Origin of the sequence: Sporosarcina limicola (genome assembly GCF_014873855.1) — a bacterium.
In the GTDB taxonomy this organism is placed as follows: domain Bacteria; phylum Bacillota; class Bacilli; order Bacillales_A; family Planococcaceae; genus Sporosarcina; species Sporosarcina limicola.
On the sequence record NZ_JADBEL010000019.1, the window covers coordinates 65,926 to 82,932 of the forward strand.

At 38.7% G+C, this 17,007-nt stretch carries 15 protein-coding genes and 2 pseudogenes; 5 read left to right on the forward strand and 12 right to left on the reverse strand.

The genetic code is table 11. The annotated features are described in order from the left end of the window. Positions 1-129: 129 nt before the first annotated feature. The 6 genes from H4683_RS15120 to H4683_RS15145 all read right to left on the reverse strand — a co-directional run bounded on the left by H4683_RS15120 (position 130) and on the right by H4683_RS15145 (position 5,919). Positions 130-618: a DinB family protein gene (locus H4683_RS15120; RefSeq protein ID WP_192599666.1), complete on the reverse strand. Its 489-nt coding sequence runs from the start codon at positions 616-618 to the stop codon at positions 130-132. 189 nt (positions 619-807) lie between these two features. Continuing rightward, entirely contained in the window at positions 808-1,896 is a 1,089-nt protein-coding gene (locus H4683_RS15125) for a GerAB/ArcD/ProY family transporter (protein ID WP_192599667.1), read from the reverse strand. Between the two features lie 207 nt (positions 1,897-2,103). Further along, a complete protein-coding gene (locus H4683_RS15130) occupies positions 2,104-2,337 on the reverse strand; it encodes a hypothetical protein (RefSeq protein ID WP_192599668.1) in 234 nt (77 codons plus the stop codon). A 5-nt stretch (positions 2,338-2,342) separates the two neighbouring features. Beyond that, a complete protein-coding gene (locus H4683_RS15135; RefSeq protein ID WP_338062480.1) occupies positions 2,343-3,542 on the reverse strand; it encodes a Ger(x)C family spore germination protein in 1,200 nt (399 codons plus the stop codon). A 37-nt stretch (positions 3,543-3,579) separates the two neighbouring features. Next, complete coding sequence (locus H4683_RS15140; protein WP_192599669.1) at positions 3,580-5,178, reverse strand: spore germination protein; 1,599 nt, start codon at positions 5,176-5,178, stop codon at positions 3,580-3,582. 336 nt (positions 5,179-5,514) lie between these two features. Further along, on the reverse strand, positions 5,515-5,919 hold the full coding sequence (locus H4683_RS15145; RefSeq protein ID WP_225942119.1) for a purine/pyrimidine permease: 405 nt from the start codon (positions 5,917-5,919) through the stop codon (positions 5,515-5,517). 137 nt (positions 5,920-6,056) lie between these two features. On the opposite strand from H4683_RS15145, the gene H4683_RS15150 reads away from it, so the two are divergent. Further along, on the forward strand, positions 6,057-6,944 hold the full coding sequence (locus H4683_RS15150; RefSeq protein ID WP_192599671.1) for a PPC domain-containing protein: 888 nt from the start codon (positions 6,057-6,059) through the stop codon (positions 6,942-6,944). Beyond that, positions 6,941-7,747, forward strand: coding sequence for a hypothetical protein (locus H4683_RS15155; RefSeq protein ID WP_192599672.1), 807 nt, complete (start codon positions 6,941-6,943; stop codon positions 7,745-7,747). Before H4683_RS15150 ends, H4683_RS15155 begins: the two co-directional genes overlap by 4 nt. 547 nt (positions 7,748-8,294) lie before the next feature. Here the strand turns inward: H4683_RS15155 and H4683_RS15160 are convergent. Both H4683_RS15160 and H4683_RS15165 read right to left on the reverse strand, forming a co-directional pair. After that, positions 8,295-8,498: a hypothetical protein gene (locus H4683_RS15160; RefSeq protein ID WP_192599673.1), complete on the reverse strand. Its 204-nt coding sequence runs from the start codon at positions 8,496-8,498 to the stop codon at positions 8,295-8,297. Between the two features lie 55 nt (positions 8,499-8,553). Further along, positions 8,554-9,849, reverse strand: a complete 1,296-nt coding sequence (locus H4683_RS15165) for a purine/pyrimidine permease (RefSeq protein WP_192599674.1) — start codon at positions 9,847-9,849, stop codon at positions 8,554-8,556. A 291-nt stretch (positions 9,850-10,140) separates the two neighbouring features. Between H4683_RS15165 and H4683_RS15170 the strand changes: the two genes are divergently transcribed. The 3 genes from H4683_RS15170 to H4683_RS15180 all read left to right on the forward strand — a co-directional run bounded on the left by H4683_RS15170 (position 10,141) and on the right by H4683_RS15180 (position 14,243). Further along, the gene (locus tag H4683_RS15170) at positions 10,141-10,500 is read left to right on the forward strand and encodes a BlaI/MecI/CopY family transcriptional regulator (RefSeq protein ID WP_192599675.1); all 360 of its coding nucleotides are present in this window, start codon (positions 10,141-10,143) and stop codon (positions 10,498-10,500) included. A 10-nt stretch (positions 10,501-10,510) separates the two neighbouring features. Next, the gene (locus H4683_RS15175) at positions 10,511-12,247 is read left to right on the forward strand and encodes a M56 family metallopeptidase (protein WP_192599676.1); all 1,737 of its coding nucleotides are present in this window, start codon (positions 10,511-10,513) and stop codon (positions 12,245-12,247) included. Positions 12,248-12,710: 463 nt separating this feature from the next. Then, on the forward strand, positions 12,711-14,243 hold the full coding sequence (locus H4683_RS15180) for a M56 family metallopeptidase (protein ID WP_192599677.1): 1,533 nt from the start codon (positions 12,711-12,713) through the stop codon (positions 14,241-14,243). Positions 14,244-14,538: 295 nt separating this feature from the next. Here H4683_RS15180 and H4683_RS15185 read toward each other — a convergent pair. The 4 genes and pseudogenes from H4683_RS15185 to H4683_RS21475 all read right to left on the reverse strand — a co-directional run. Beyond that, positions 14,539-14,742, reverse strand: a pseudogene (locus tag H4683_RS15185) (DUF2600 family protein); the annotation flags it as partial. A gap of 319 nt (positions 14,743-15,061) precedes the next feature. Beyond that, positions 15,062-15,748: an ABC transporter permease gene (locus H4683_RS15190; RefSeq protein ID WP_192599678.1), complete on the reverse strand. Its 687-nt coding sequence runs from the start codon at positions 15,746-15,748 to the stop codon at positions 15,062-15,064. Positions 15,749-15,770: 22 nt separating this feature from the next. Beyond that, positions 15,771-16,688, reverse strand: a complete 918-nt coding sequence (locus H4683_RS15195; protein WP_192599679.1) for an osmoprotectant ABC transporter substrate-binding protein — start codon at positions 16,686-16,688, stop codon at positions 15,771-15,773. Positions 16,689-16,708: 20 nt separating this feature from the next. Beyond that, positions 16,709-16,918, reverse strand: a pseudogene (locus H4683_RS21475) (choline ABC transporter permease); the annotation flags it as partial. Positions 16,919-17,007: the final 89 nt, after the last annotated feature.

Below are 17,007 nucleotides of genomic sequence, written 5' to 3' on the forward strand. Positions count from 1 at the left end.
ATGAACCTTTTTTGTCGTATAATCATAATGGCAAAGTCAGACCCACTTGAAATAAAACCAAATCTAATTTAAGAAGCCCTCTACTTAGCCATTTACAATGGTTATATGAAAGAATTCTTAAACGATAAGCTACTCCATTTCAATTGTTTGTCTCAATTGTTTTAAGTGACGCTTCTCATGCAATCCAACAAATAAAAACCATTGGACCAATGGAATTCTTCCGAAAATCGGATGCTTGAATGATTTTTCACGGAATACATCCTTTGTGCTTGATTCAAATATATCCAATAAAAAGAGACGTGAATTATGGAGTTCCTGTTTCATCTCATCCTTTGATTTATAGTCATTCGTTGGTGCAGTATATTTCGGCGCTTCCACTTTTATGATACGATTCGTAGATAGTATGATTGGTTTCTTCATTACTTTCGGGCTATCAGGATTTTTTAATTCTTTGGCAATATTGGCAGCAATCGCTGTTTCCATACAGACTAAGTGCTCGAAAATTTGTTTTGGAGACCATCCTCCACTTGAGGGTATTTTGTTGAACTGTTCATCCGTTAATCCTTCAATCGCCTTGAATAGCTCTCTTCGGACTTTATTATTTGATTCTAAAAACATCTATGTCTCCCCTTCGCTATTACACGAATAAATGAACGGTGTATGACCCTCAAATTATTGTAATTGCTCTCTATTATATCACGAAACAAACTTTCGCTTTGTATTTTCCCCCACTAGTAAATAATAACACGCAAAAAATCCCGGTTTCTCGAAAGAACCGGAATTGTTGTAGAACATAGCCACGCAACACTAAGTCCTTTTACGAACTTTTGCTACGATTAACAGTACCAAAGGAAGTAACAGACCAAATGTAGCACCAAAAGGTATCCAAGAACCATTATTGTATTGTATTGATTCAACAATATTAGGATGTACAATGATGGAAAGTACAACTATAATCATCCCCAAAGGCAATGTAAGTGGTCTGTAATCTTTTATGTTGACTAGCTGTGCAAAACCTACGACAGACGCATAGAAATATATGATAAGCTTAAAGAAAATTGTGATAATCCACATGGATGCCATAATTACTTCTATGCGCTGTAGAAAGTTACCAATTTCGATTCTTTTTGCTAAAGCATAGCTGGGGTACATTAGATGTGCAGTTGCCTCCGTACCTAAAACTACAATCGTTAGCGTGATTATGATAACCAAAATGATTCCAGCAATGAATGTTCCTTTGAAAAAAGCTTTTTGAGCTTGTTGTGCGTCATTCACAGCGATGGGGAAAATCATTAATAGAACTATTGGAGAAAGTGAAAAGACACTTATAAAGAGCAATACGCTGTGTAGCATTGGTTTTGTTTTTATTTCTAATACAGGTTGAATGTTTTGAATCTCGACATTTGGAGAAATGAGGATGATAAATAGTACGAATAGAACAATAAACCAAGGAAATATAATTTCTGCTGAACGGGCAAACGTTTCTAATCCGTAACGTACTCCAATAATGACGACGATAGCAAATAAAATGTTGAAAGCTAAAATTGGTGTTTCTGGCATAATTTCAGTACTCATAAAGTTACCAACAAAATAGAGAAATTCTCCTGATGTGACAAGTGTAAAGAAAAGAAAAGCAATCGTCACAATCTTTCCAACCCATTTACCAAGCACCTTTTCAATTATTTCAATAAGAGTCATATTGGGTTCGATACTTCCTACGACGTTGTATAACTTCACTAGTAATAGAGCGACACCTACACCGAGAATAGCAGCAATCCACGCATCCTGTTTGGCTTCCTTAGCTATAATTCCCGGAATTATTAACATGGATGAGCCTACCGAAAATAAAATAACTAAGATTGTGAATTGGCGAACGCTTATTTTAATGGTTTCCATTGAATACCTACCTCTATCAAGCTGATGTACTTTCTTATTTTATAAACGTATTAGCTGTCAAGACTCCAGCTCCTAGAGACTTGGGTCATAAGCCTGCCCTGCTGTGCGGCAAAGAATGCCGCTTGGTCATGTAGTCTTTGCGACACGATGTCGCAAAGACTACGCCAACTTATGCCTTTCGTCTCTGAACAGGCCTTTACCACTTTCTTATTTTAAAGTCGTTTGCAACCAATCGGTAAGTGGTTTATAAATAAATTCAATCCAATCAATTGGGCTGGGTATAGCTACTTTTAAACTAAGTGCAATACTCAAGCTAGTTCCAAACAAGAGGAGAACCGAGAACACTCGAAATTCCTTTATATTTCCTTTCTTTAAAAGAGGGATAGCTTCGGCTGTGAACATCACAACGACCACGACTACTATTAGCACGCTCATCCACATATGACTTACTCCTTCTGTTTTTTTGGCAAGCTGTTCATAACCGTACCTAAGCCTTTAGTCTTCACATCTACTTTCAGTTTCACTTCCAGTTCGGGGAAAATTTCCTCCCATTCTTTCTCCAACTTATACCAAGCCTTGGGATCTGCACGATGAATGGCTTCACCGAATCCGAATATATCAACTTTATATTTATGTTGAATGGTGTCTAGCGATTTTTCAATAATTCCTTTGAGTTTTTCGCTAGCTATTTTATCCAACTCCGCAATTGTTTCTGTCTTTTGCAGGTTAATGTCGCAATCTACTTCTGCTATGGACGTATCACTTCGGATGGTTACATCAATACGGGGCTTTCCTTTTGCCATTTTCCCTTTCACTTTCGTTTTAGAATCCTTCACTTCTGTAGTTATTATCCCTCCTTTAGGGCATGCAATTATTCCCGCAGTACTTTTTACTTTATTTCTAATATAGTTATATCCCTTACTCTCCTCTTCGTTCAGTAAGCCAACCATTTTTTCGTTTTTGAAGACAGCGATATCAGAGTACCGCAAGTGGACGGAGTTATTAATCTTCTCTGCATTCTCTTTACCAGTACCCTGTTTAGGGTCTCCTTCAATACGGATGGTTGTTAAAACTGTATTCCTTCCTTTACTTTCAAGATCTTTGAGTAGCTCATCAAATCGAGTGGGTACAGTCGGTGCCCAAAATTCTGATGAAGATTTAAGCGAGTTAAACATTTTATTTGCTGGGATTTTTTCTAACGGAGTTAAGATACTCAGTACTTCTTTTGCTGATGATTGATCTGCTACGGCTACGTAAAAGTCTGCTCGTAACTCCTGGTCTCTTGTAAAGAAATCCAATGTCTGACCAATTCCTTGTACTGCTAATTCTTCTCCTAAAATCATCATCCGAATATGAGCAAAATAGAGCTTCCTTGGGGTAACCGTTGTCATTTTCCGAATAGCCTCAAACATTGACTCTCCTTTTGCATGATACATAACAACTGGTGTACGCCCTCCACTCGATTTACTTGCAGAAACCTCACTCGGATCAACCACTTGAACCGTGACTTCATATTCTTCTCCGACTTTATCGATTCCAATAGCGACGACAATTGCAAGTTCATTGAGTTCCCGCTTGCTCCAGCAACCAGATATAAGTGGAACTATGACAATAAATAAGCAAGAAATCACCATCACTCGTCTCACATTAAAAACTCCCTTCAAATGCTCATGCTTTTATACCCTACTCTCCACGCTTCAATTTCTGAGTAAGCTCATTTTCTACGCGAATCATATTTTTCTCATTAATAAGACGTGGACGGGATAGTAAAGCCCATCTTGGAAATCGGAGAATTGTATCTTTCTGGTCGGTTAGTATAAGAGGTGCAAATGGACTCATATACGGGACTCCAAACGTCCGAAGACTACATAAATGTAGGATTAGTGCAATGAGTCCAACAATAATTCCAAATAAGCCGAATGTGGCTGCCAGGCCAATCATGGGAAAGCGCAGCATACGGATTGTACTAGACATACTATAGGAAGGGAAAACAAAGCCACTAATCGCTGTTAAGGAAACTACAATAACCATTACAGCAGACACTAATCCCGCCTCCACTGCCGCCTGCCCAATAACCAGTGTGCCGACGACCGATAATGCAGTGCCTATCGTTCTTGGCATACGGAGCCCAGCTTCCCGTAAAATTTCAAATGCCAATTCCATTAACATCGCTTCCAGGAAGGCGGGAAACGGAACACCTTCACGCTGTGAAGCAATACTTATTAACATTGCTGTGGGAAGCATTTGAGGGTGAAACGTTGTAAGCGCGACATATAATGAAGGGCCAAGTAACGATATAAATGCACCGATATAACGAAGAATCCGCACAAGGCTACTAATATCTGCCCGTTGATAATAATCCTCGGGTGAATGAATGAAGGATATAAGCAAAGCCGGGACAACAAGAACAAAAGGCGTTCCATCTATAAGGATTGCAACTTTTCCTTCCAGAAGTTCCGCAGCGACAACATCCGGACGTTCTGTATTGAACACCGTCGGGAATGGCGTAAACGTATCGTCCTGGATTAGCTCCTCAATATACCCACTTTCCAAAATGCCATCGATATCAATCCGATCTAAACGTGCACGAACTTCATCGACAATTTTGTCGCTCGCAATCCCTTTTATAAACATAATTGCAACGTCAGTTTGGGTAACGCGTCCAATTTGCCTCGTTTCAAGCCAAAGATTCGGGTCTTTTATTTTACGCCGAATCAATGAGGTGTTCGTGCGCATCGTTTCTGAGAACGATTCGCGTGGACCACGAACGACAGATTCTGCTGAAGGTTCTGTCACACCACGATCTTGCCAGCTTCTGGTACTTGCCAAAAGCCCTTCAGCATGTCCGTCTATCAGAATAAGCGTCTCACCAGATAAGACCGAGTTGTATAGCGTTTTAAAATCTGAAACGTCCTTGATATCACCTATCGTTAGGGCGTAGTCTTTAAGAAGTTGGAGTATGTTTGTTGAAGATTGGATTTTCTTATCCAGACGTGTTCCTTTAATATTTAACATCAACGTCTCCATTATGAAGTCCGTAATGGCACTTTTATCCGCCAAGCCATCAGTATAAACGATTCCTATTAACTGATCACCCGACTTCCCAATACGTACTTCCCTAATTACGATGTCAGTACTGTTTCCAAGTGTCTTTTTAATATCTCGAATATTATCTTGAAGGCTTGTATGTAGGGGTATTTCGGGTTCGATTTGCTGTTGCTCCGAGTCCCGTTCAAAGGATTCTTTAAAAGATTTAGATACCCATTTCTCGAAAAAGTTCATACTTGCTTCCCCTCACATATACAATTCGTTTCCTAGAGTATGTCCGAGTGGGTTCTGGTGTAAACATCGTGTGGGATTTCGAGGGTGGAATCTGTCGCTTGTTTTCATAATTGGTCGCTTCGCTAGTGCAATTGGTCGCTTGTTTGCTTAATTGGTCGCTTCGCTAATGGAATCGGTCGCTTGAGTTCTTAATTGGTCGCTTCGCTAGTGGAATTGGTCGCTTGAGTTCTTAATTGGTCGCTTCGCTAGTGGAATCTGTCGCTTGAGTTCTTAATTGGTCGCTTCGCTAGCGGTATCAGTCGCTTGTTTTCATAATTGGTCGCTTCGCTAGTGGTATCAGTCGCTTGTTTTCTTAATTGGTCGCTTCACACGAATCGATGCCATCATGTTGGCGATTAACAACAATGTGATAAATACCGCTGTTACAAACATGCCGCTATCCCATATTGGCTTGCCGTAAACAAGCAACTTCGGTAATTCAATCAATCGTTCAGAATGCGATGAAAAACTCGTCGTTTTGCCCAATAAAAGAAAAATGAGCCACCCTAGACCGATTGATAAAAGGACCGAATACTTTGAAACCCACGTCACTTTATAATTCATGGTGATGAACGTGATGAACGTAATGATAATAACGGCAATACTTCCAAATACAACTGCACCGTCAATCGGATCTCCTTTTCCTTCGATGCCAAGCATTCCAGAAATGAATGTTCCACTCAATTGAAGGACAAGCAACAATAGATATGTGTTTTAAACTCACAGCTGGGGTAAATAATTTTCCCACTTTCTTTCTTTCTTCCTTTCTTTTGTAAACTTTTCTGATTTTAATCCGATACAATAAAGGAGATGGTAAAAAACAAAAGGGGAGTTTAGAAATGAAAAAAATTTGTGTTTTATTATTTACGTGTTTAGTCGCATGGCCGTTTTTAGGTGAAAAAGCTTCTGCGGAAATTCTCAATGAAGTTGAACCAAACAACACACCAGCACAAGCTCAACTTATTCAAAGAAATAATCATGACCCTTCTCAAATGCTTATTGGTAACAATACGAGTCAAAAAGTGGTAGCTGGTAGTCTTGAGAGTCAGCTTGATGAGGATTGGTACAAAGTATCGTTACCAGCAAACGCTGAAACAGTATTGTCTATTAACGGTTCAACGGGTATGAGAATGACTGTTGATGTTTTTGATTCTAATTTTACCAGGATTAGGAGTGTGGATTTTCAGAAAGACCCCTCGTTTTCAGGAGCATATCCATATATAGTCGATATACCAAGTTCCGGAGATTATTATGTAAAAGTATTTAATCCTATTGGTATAACACAAGGTTATCTGTTTACTATTGGAAGCCCTAATTATTCATTGGATACTTATTATCATAAAGCGTGGAAATCTTTAACTTTAACACCTACAATAAAATCTGTTCAAGATAGTTACAATTTTACAAATATACTATCTGTCCCTAAAAATGCTGTTGTTTACAGAGTTAGTTTAGGGGGAGTAACTGTAAACTCCGCAATAAGTCAATACCGAAAAATCAAACTTTCTTCAGATTCTTCATGGACAAACACAGCTATGTATACATGGCATGCGAGTATACCTGTTCAAAATAATAAATTATTTCACAGCACTTGGAATTTTAGCGTAGAAGGTACTGTTATAAATAGTTCCAAGCCATTTAGTTTAACACCTGACATCGGCTTCTCTTATGTATATCCAATACTTCCACAACAACAAAAATATATACAAATGGGTGAATTGAAATGAAAATAAATCGACTTTATCAACTACTTTCCAATAGGGTTTTAATGCAAAATAGCACTTACAATAACGCAAGATTATTAAACAAAAATATAAAATCTCAGGATACTATTGAGTTATCCTTATCCGCACATCAATTAAATGCAAATCGGAAAGTTTTAGATTCTCTTACTCACTTAAAAGGGAACGCAATAAGGGAGTTAAAAGCTAACGGTAATATACTCGATATCCAAGAAGGTTCTTATTACCGATTTGAAATGAATGGTTTTTCTACTCTTTTATCAGGGGGTAGCTCTGGATATGTAGGATTACCTAGTTCAGAGCTTAGTGAGGCACTAGGTACAGAGACTATATTATCCATCCAAGAGCATAAAAAGTCATTAAGAATAGAACGCTTTTTCTCTTCTTTAGCAGGTAGTCCAGCAGGTTTAATCGGTTCATGGGAGAAGTATACAGGGGCAGAGACGTTAAGTATATTAAAAAGTGTTGGTATTGAACCAGGATGGTTTACAATCAAGGGAGGGGCAAAGCCAAACACATTTTATTTAACTGAAACCGGGATCGTTCATCCTAAATATGATATGGAGGCTTCAAGAAGGGCGCTTAACAAAGAAAATTTATTTGAAATCGGTTATACTGCGGGCGAAATAATAACCGTAGATGGAAAAGATTTTACCGTGGATGAAACAGGTCATGTGCATATTCCAGATGACGTCCCTGTTTTTCATAATTTCTACAGTGGTAATATCGATAAAACATATCATGAAAGAAGTAGAAATAGTTTGCTCGAAAAATATAATATGAAGTAAAAAATTAATTAGATAAACGAATACCCATATGCCCCTTTAGAGGCCATTAAAAAAGAAAATAGTCATGATTTTTGGTGTCAAGCACTGACCACATGTTACTTCAAACATGTGATCAGTGCCACTTTTGCCTTCACAACTCGGTACTTACATCCTATAGACTACGCTGTAAACGCCCATGCTGGCGCACATCGAAGGAGGGAACGCGATTAACCCCCGACCTCTCACACCACCGTACGGTATACCCGTGGTTCAATTAAGATGACTGACGCAAAAATTCGTAACTTAATACCAGACTTTTGAGCCCTTGGGAACTCCAATAGGGGTTCATTATGAAGAAATTTTTTTCCAATAGAAAGCTTCCCAGAAAGAGAATTAGTCCACCAAAAAGCATTTAGTACGCAGTCATTACGTATGTATCAAATTTAAAGCCCTACATTTTTATCACTTAAGTTCCGCTTGGTTTGCTTTCGCAGGCTTTGAAGATCGTCCGTCCACCTTCATCTATCTCGAAATCCCAATGATTTGCACTATGCCCAAAACCCAAATCTCAGAACCTAGAAAAATAGCGGAATTTTATACGGTCAATATCACTTACTTCAATGGTAGCTTCCAAGCAAATGACGAAATACTGTTTTTGTTTATTGAGCTTATCGAACCGATCATGCTTACCATACGTACAATCTTTGACGAGTATGAATGCCTTATTCGCAAGAGATTCGCCAGCTGGACCATCGTGACTCAGCCCACCCATTTCCTTTACTTCAAGTGGCTTGTCACTAATTTTCAAGTACAAGAGTATAGAGTAATTAATATCGCCTTATGCCCTTGTACCTTTTCAACAAAAACTGCTCAATCACAATCGCAATTATCGTCCCGGTTATCAAACCGTTCGATAATGTTGCAACCAGTACATTCGGCAAACCAGCCATACTTTCCGCTGGAACAGACATCAATCCAACGCCAATCATCAAGCCAAAAGCGGCAACTTTATATGCTTGCGACTGATTCGGATCCGATGCCAATTCATTGAACGCCATTTCAACCATTTTTGTGAAAATGGCGAACGTCACTGCATATGCAACAGGTGCTGGAAGTGTTGCGAATAAAGACATGACATCCGGGAAAAAAGTGATTGCTACGATAATGATACTACCAACAACAAACGGAATCATGGACACCAGCCTCGTCGCACTTACAAAACCAGCTGCGCCTGATATCGGGACAGGCCCAATTGCGGAAAATAACCCAGCAAAAAGATGGTTGATCCCAGATGCAATTGACCCCTCTTTCACCCGATCAGGAGCTGAAATCGAGAACCCTTTCTTAAACAAATTCTCCATCACTCGAATCGATGCCATCATGTTGGCGATTAACAACAATGTGATAAATACCGCTGTTACAAACATGCCGCTATCCCATATTGGCTTGCCGTAAACAAGCAACTTCGGTAATTCAATCAATCGTTCAGAATGCGATGAAAAACTCGTCGTTTTGCCCAATAAAAGAAAAATGAGCCAGCCTAGACCGATTGATAAAAGGACCGAATACTTTGAAACCCATGTCACTTTATGATTCATAGTGATGAACGTAATGATAATAACGGCAATACTTCCAAATACAACTGTACCATCAATCGGATCTCCTTTTCCTTCAATGCCAAGCATTCCAGAAATGAATGTTCCACTCAATTGAAGAACAAGCAACAATAGATACGTGAACGTCACAGCCGGGGTAAATAATTTTTTCATTTTCGAGACGAGACCGAAAACGGCAAGTAGAATAAATAATACACCACTGTACATCATCCCACTTTGCAACGCCTGCAAGGAATCCTTCGCCGTTGGATAAATCACACCGACCATCCCTGCATACACAACGAAAATTCCCCACCATAATCCTGCCGGCCCCTCATTAATTGGCAAGCGGTGACCAATGAAAGCCTGAACCATACACGCAATACCAAGGACCAAAATCGTCCGTTGAACAAATAACGCCGTCTCCGTCACATCCATCCCAAACGCATGCGCAATTGCAATCGGAGCGGCAATCGATGTCGCAATGAGAAAAACCGCCCATTGCAACCCACCAAATAAATGTTTCATAAAACACCTCTACCCTACTAGTTCAACTTTACTCCAACTATCCATTGGGCTTTTCTATTATAACAAAACGCCTAGGGTATGCGTTCATTATTTGTCAATAAGCGATGTCACTCACAATTTCACGTTAATTGAAGCACACATGATTATTTAAACTTTCCCAATTAAATAAGTCACTGGCACTGAAATGGAAACCCCCAAAAACAACTATAGAGATAGTCATTGACAACAAGTGACTATCATGATAGTCTAACTATACACTATTGCAATAGTCATTTAAGGAGGATGTACATCATGGAAATTAAATTATTTGACTCTGAGTTAAAAGTTATGGAGGTGTTGTGGCGAGAGGGTGATTTAACTGCTGGTCAGCTTGCCAAAATCTTAAAGGAAGAAACGAGTTGGAATCGAAACACAACCTACACCGTTATTAAGAAATGCATTGAGAAAGAAGCGATTGAAAGGGTAGAACCGAACTATACGTGCAAGGCTTTGATTTCAAGGGAACAGGTGCAGGAACAAGAAACTACCGAGCTCATTAATAAGATGTTTGATGGTTCAGCTGAATTGTTTTTTTCCGCATTTATTAACCACAAACAACTATCCCAACAAGACATTGACAAGTTGAAAAATATTGTTGATAAGTTAAAGTGAGGCGATTTCAATGAACATTCTTCAGATGAGTGGTTCAGCAGGCCTACTCATACTCATTATTGTGGTTGTCAGATTGCTTACACTTAACAAATTACCTAAAAAAACGTTTATTGTGTTATGGGGAATTGTCATTTGCAAATTAATGATACCTGTCTCTATATCCTCACAGTTTAGCGTGTATAACTTGTTTCAAAAAACCACATCGGCAGTGCATTTACCACTAAAAGCGCTACCCGTTCCGATACCAAATAGAATAGCTACTGCTCCTTCTATTACAGAACAAAGCAGTGTGATGAGTAAATTACTGGATAGTAGTCCCATTGAAATATGTTGGGCAATAGGGACATTACTTCTTACAACCTTTTTTGTAATAGCGTTTTATAAAAGCTATCAACAATTACGAACAGCATTGCCAATCACCAATAACCCTATTATTAACGAATGGTTGAGCAAACAAAAGCTATCACGCAATTTAAAAGTTATGGTATCTGATCAAACAACAACCCCACTGGCCTATGGATTTCTGCGTCCAAAGATTATTCTGCCTAAGTCAATGGACTTTACTAATTCACAACAAATAAACTATATTCTCACCCATGAATTCGTTCACATCAAACATTTTGACACACTATGGAAATTCACAATGATTGTTGCCTTATGCTTCCACTGGTTCAATCCTATGGTTTGGGTCATGTTTGTGCTGATGAACAGGGATTTAGAACTTGCCTGTGATGAAAAAGTTATCAAGATGTATGGTGAAACAATAAAACCTGCCTATGCATTATCTTTAATCAATATGGCAGATAAAAGAAGTAAGTTTAATCCACTATCTAGTGGATTCAGTAAAAACTCAATTGAAGAAAGGATTGTGTCTATTATGAAAATGAAAAAAAAAACTACTCTGTTAAACATTGCTCTCGCCTTTGCTTTGGTGACTGGTACTACGGCTATTTTTGCAACGACGGCGGACGCTACGAGGAAAAGTGCGCATGCAAATATGATTAATCAAAATACAGCTATAACGAATTATGAAAGTAACTACAATGAGGCAAATGCAGATTCTACAAAAGACTTCTCACAATACAAGGAGTACGGCCTTGTCTATGATAAGACCACCGATAAACTTACTTATCAAGGAAAACAGGTTCGCTATTTTGAGGACTTTTATCCTGTGGGCGATTATGCCAATACGGGCATTGATTTTTTCGATAAAAATGGATCAGTTGACGTTCATGCAATAAGAGATTTAACTCTCACTAAAAACCCTGATGGATCGCTAAATCCAGCTGGAAAGCTGCTTGGGTTAGAACAAAGTAGCCAGCAAGAGTTTGACTCAAGAGACATTAGCGATTTCATCAATCCGCCTCAGATATATGCGATAACAGAAGCTAACACCTCCACGGCACAGGAACTGGAAAGCGATAATCCATCCATAGTGCAAACTTATGCAGTGGAAAGCGGCCCTGTCCCATCGCCGGATGAACTGGCAAAATTGTACGCTGTTTATGAGCCATTTGGCGTAACTTATGATAAGAAACAGGATTGTTTTTACTATGATGGCAAGCTCGTTCGGCAGTTTGTTGATATATTGTCATCAAACGGAGAGTCCTTAACAGGTGGAAAGTTCCAGGGATTTATGCGACAAGTGGGTAGTCCTGATGGGGAAATTGACATTAAGGCTGTACGCGACTATAAGGATCTTGACGCTGACGGGTACGGCAAACTGATTGGAATCGAAAAACAATGAGGATTGTTTTTGCGGCTCAGGACTACTCTGAAGTGGCTCGTTTAGATTATAAAATATTTACGAGGAAATATCTAATTGAGTAATGTGATATGTAATATATCTTGTCTTTTAAATAAGCCGTAGACCATTATTAAAGATATCTGCGGCTATTTTTATTCCGCCCAGAGCTTAATCCAAGACCCCACTTCAAGCCTTGCAAAAAATATTGACAAACAAATTAAAAATGTTGATATGGAGAGGGACGATTGTATAAGTTACTTTGACGGCTAAATGGTAGCATATTTTTAGGGATAGCCGATTACAAACTGGAGTTAGTACTAACTATTACAGAGGGAAACAATACTATAGAAATTAGACCATATGAAGCGAAAGATGAAATGCTATCTGCTGTAAAGGCTTATATCCCAACAAGACATTGACAAGTTGAAACACATTGTTGATAAATTAAAGTGAGGCGAGTTCAATGAATATTCTTCAGATGAGTGGTTCAGCAGGCCTACTCATACTCATTATTGTCGTTGTCAGATTACTCACACTTAATAAATTACCTAAAAAAACGTTTATTGTGTTATGGGGAATTGTCATTTGCAAATTAATGATACCTGTCTCTATATCCTCACAGTTCAGTGTGTATAATTTGTTTCAAAAAACCACATCGGCAGTATATTTACCACTAAAAGCACTACCCGTTTCGATACCAAATGGAATAACTACTGCTCCTTCTATTACAGAACAAAGCAGTGTGATGAATAAATTTATGGATAGTAGTCCCATTGAAATATGTTGGGCAATAGGTACATTACTTCTTACAACCTTTTTTGTAATAGCGTTTTATAAAAGCTATCAACAATTACGAACAGCATTGCCAATCACCAATAACCCTATTATTAACGAATGGTTGAGCAAACAAAAGCTATATCGTAATTTAAGAGTTATGGTATCTGATCAAACAGCAACCCCACTGGCCTATGGATTTCTGCGTCCAAAGATTATTCTGCCTAAGTCAATGGACTTTACTAATTCACAACAAATGAACTATATTCTCACCCATGAATTCGTTCACATCAAACATTTTGATACACTATGGAAATTCACAATGATTGTTTCCTTATGCTTCCACTGGTTCAATCCTATGGTTTGGGTCATGTTTGTGCTGATGAACAGAGATTTAGAACTTGCCTGTGATGAAAAAGTTATCAAGATGTATGGTGAAACAATAAAACCTGCCTATGCATTATCTTTAATCAATATGGCAGACAAAAAAAGTAAGTTTAACCCGCTATCTAATGGATTCAGTAAAAACTCAATCGAAGAAAGGATTGTATCTATTATGAAAATGAAAAAAACTACTCTGTTAAACATTGCTCTTGCCTTTGCTTTCGTGATTGGTACTACGGCTATTTTTGCAACGACGGCGGACGCCACGAGGAAAAATGCAGAGCCAAATATGATAACAGGTAGTGAATTCGTTGATACGGATGTTAATGAATTGATTATGATGTCAACTATTGACCAGAAAACTAAGAAAATAATGATAAGTATAGACGGTGGGAATAATTGGATAACGGAAGAAGAATTTGAAAAAGCATATCCATCTCCTAAAGTAGAGTGGTACACCTATACCTATGATGAATATAAATCTTGGTTAGAACTGGAGAAGAAAAGCTTGCAAGAGATAGTGGATTCTAGTGAAAAAGGCTGGAGCCCATCTACTGGCTGGTTTGTCTGGACACAGGAAATAGCGAATGAAGCTATCAGCCGATATGAACAAACTTTGGAAGATATTAAGAATGGAACGTTGTTATCAAAATCGGGAGATGGGAACGTTATTGTGACTAATCAAAGTCATGGTGTTAGCATAGATTCCAATGAGGAAGAAGTTATTGAGTTTGGCCCATATGATACAGAGGTTAAGGCGACAAGAATAACACAGCAAGAAGCCGATAGTGTCTATCTACAATCAGTATCTTCAGCTATTGAGAAAAAAGACTATTAAAGTGAACAAGCAAGGTCCGTGTATAGACCTTGCTTGTTTGATTTTTTCGTTCTTAAGCGGTGTCACTAAAGCTATAATCTTCATGAGATGCTCAGCAATCAAAATGCGTAGCTTGAAGCTATAATGTGTCATTTCAGTTAGATTTTAGATTTAATTTTCGTGAGTAGCTAAATGCAACCCATGAGAAATTTCGGTGCTAAGTGATCAATACGAGTAAAAGAATACGTTTCAAACCGATTGCTTTCCTCTAATTCGAAATCCCTAGTTCGCCATTCCCAACAAACACAATCTCTTATTTCATGGCAGTCAACACCATAATTGATCCGCCTTCACAGTGAAACGTCTTATACTCAATACTTGCTAACGCCTGCTCTTTTAATTCTTGATTCGGAATTTCTTCCGCTCGATTTCTCCAAAACTTTAGCTCCTCATGAACCACATGTATAATCTTGCGGTACACTTGATGCATTAACGAAAACGGATGTAAAGACAAAGTCATCTTTACAGCACCCCATTCTGATTGCAACCCACCAAATAAATGTTTCATAATAAGCCCCAATCCTGCTATATCACTTTACTCCAACTATCCATTGGGCTTTTTTATTATAACAGAACCCAGGCAACGAAAAGCCTGCGTTCTACGCGATTTTTGCGTACTCTGTACATTGTTTACTATGGATTGGTGCCGGGATAAAGTAATTAACTCTACTAATTCTTGTTATTAGGTTTATAACACCAAAATATCGGTGATTGCGGCATTCCAAAAATTGAGACTTATTCCAAAACAAAAAAACCATTCAAAACGCTGAATGGTTTTTTTAAGCTATATCCGTAACAGGAGCAAGCGTTTTACTTTTTGATTTGTTTTTCATCGGCGAGAGTACGCGTTCAAACCAGCCCATAACGATATCTGCGATGACTGCCATTAAAGCAGTTGGCAATGCACCCGCTAAAATAATGACAGTACCATTTGTAGCGTTTGTCCCTCTAACAATAATATCGCCTAAACCGCCCGCACCGATAAACGTTCCCATTGTCGTGATGCCAATTGCGATTACAAGGGCAGTTCTAAGTCCCGCCATAATGACTGACAAAGCAAGCGGAAGCTCAAGCATACGTAGTATTTGAAATTTCGTCATACCCATAGCACGACCTGACTCCAGCAAGGCATGATCGACGTTTTTTATCCCAGTGTACGTATTTTTTAAAATTGGAAGAAGTGAGTATAGGAAGAGTGCAAAGACAACCGTATTAGCACCTAGCCCCATGACCAACATTAAAACAGCGAGCATTGCTAAGGAAGGAATCGTTTGAATAATATTAACTAAGGAGATAACCCATTGGCTTAGTTTCGAAAAACGAGCAATGAATATACCCAGTGGAATCGCGACAATCGCTGCGAACAATACACCGTATGCAGACATTAAGAAGTGCCGGTAGAACTCCACCCATACATATTCTGTATTTTGTGCGTAATACGTCCATACACCTTGAATCGTTTCCAAATCGATTCACCTCCACAAATCTTTAGTCGAAATAATGATTTTCTTCTAGAAATTCTTTTGCTACTAAAGACGGTTCTTTCATCTTCCCATCGGCTTCATAATTTAATACCTGCATGTTTTTAGTACTGAACTTCCCTACAAGCTTTTGTAAAATAGCATTAAGTTCTGGATGTTTTTCCAAAACATCATTGCGTATAACCGGCGAAGCATCATAGGGAGGAAAGAATCTTTTATCGTCTTCTAGGACAACTAATTCATAAGATTTAACGCGCCCATCTGTTGTATATGCGAGAACGACATCCATTTCCCCGCTATTTACAGCCTTATAAACCAGTCCAATCTGCATAGGGTATAGATGACCGAATTCAAATCCATAGTCCTTTATGAAGCCTTCATAGCCATCGCCTTTTCGCTTTATCCATGAATTATCTACGCCTAATCTAAGATTAGGTGCAAATTTCTTTAGATCAGATACAGTCTTAATATTCTTTTCGTCGGCCAGTTTTTTTGTCACAGTGAATGCGTAAGAATTTGCAAACCCATAGGAATCAAACCAGGTTTGATCAAATCGATTTGTAAACCCTTCTTGAACAACTTTCATGGCCTCTTTCGGATCTTTTATCGGTTCCATACCTAGCGAACCTGCTACATCTGTCCCTGTGTAGCGCACACCGCTAATATCAATTTCTTTATTCATCATCGCTTTATGACTCACGATAGAGGAACCTAAGTTATTAATCATCCCTACATGAAGGTCTGTGTGGTGTTCAATCATCAGTCGAACCACATGCCCCATAATCTGGGACTCTGATGTATTCATCGTTCCTACCATAATCGTATTATTCGAGGGTCCTTTTAAACCTGGAAGGGAACAACCATTCATGACAACTACGGCGGAAAGTACGATGACAATTAACAACTTACTGGATTGTATGTTCATTTTTTTCAGTTGCCTCCTTATCAAGTCATTTCCCGAGCTTCCTTCATGCCTGTCGGTGTAACCCAGTTTTCAACTCGGGCAAAAAAGAGATCGACGAACAGAGCAAGCAATGTGACAGGCACGGCACCAGCAATAATATATTCAGGTTGATATAAGTTGAGCCCATTAAAAATATAATCTCCGAGTCCCCCTCCTCCTATAAAAGCGGCTAATGTAGCCCAACCAATTAAACAACCACCTGCTAAAGCAGGTGGATTTCCGACATAAATGTCTACGACTAAAGTCGTTGTGAAGGCTGAAGTCCTTCTTCAAGCACTTA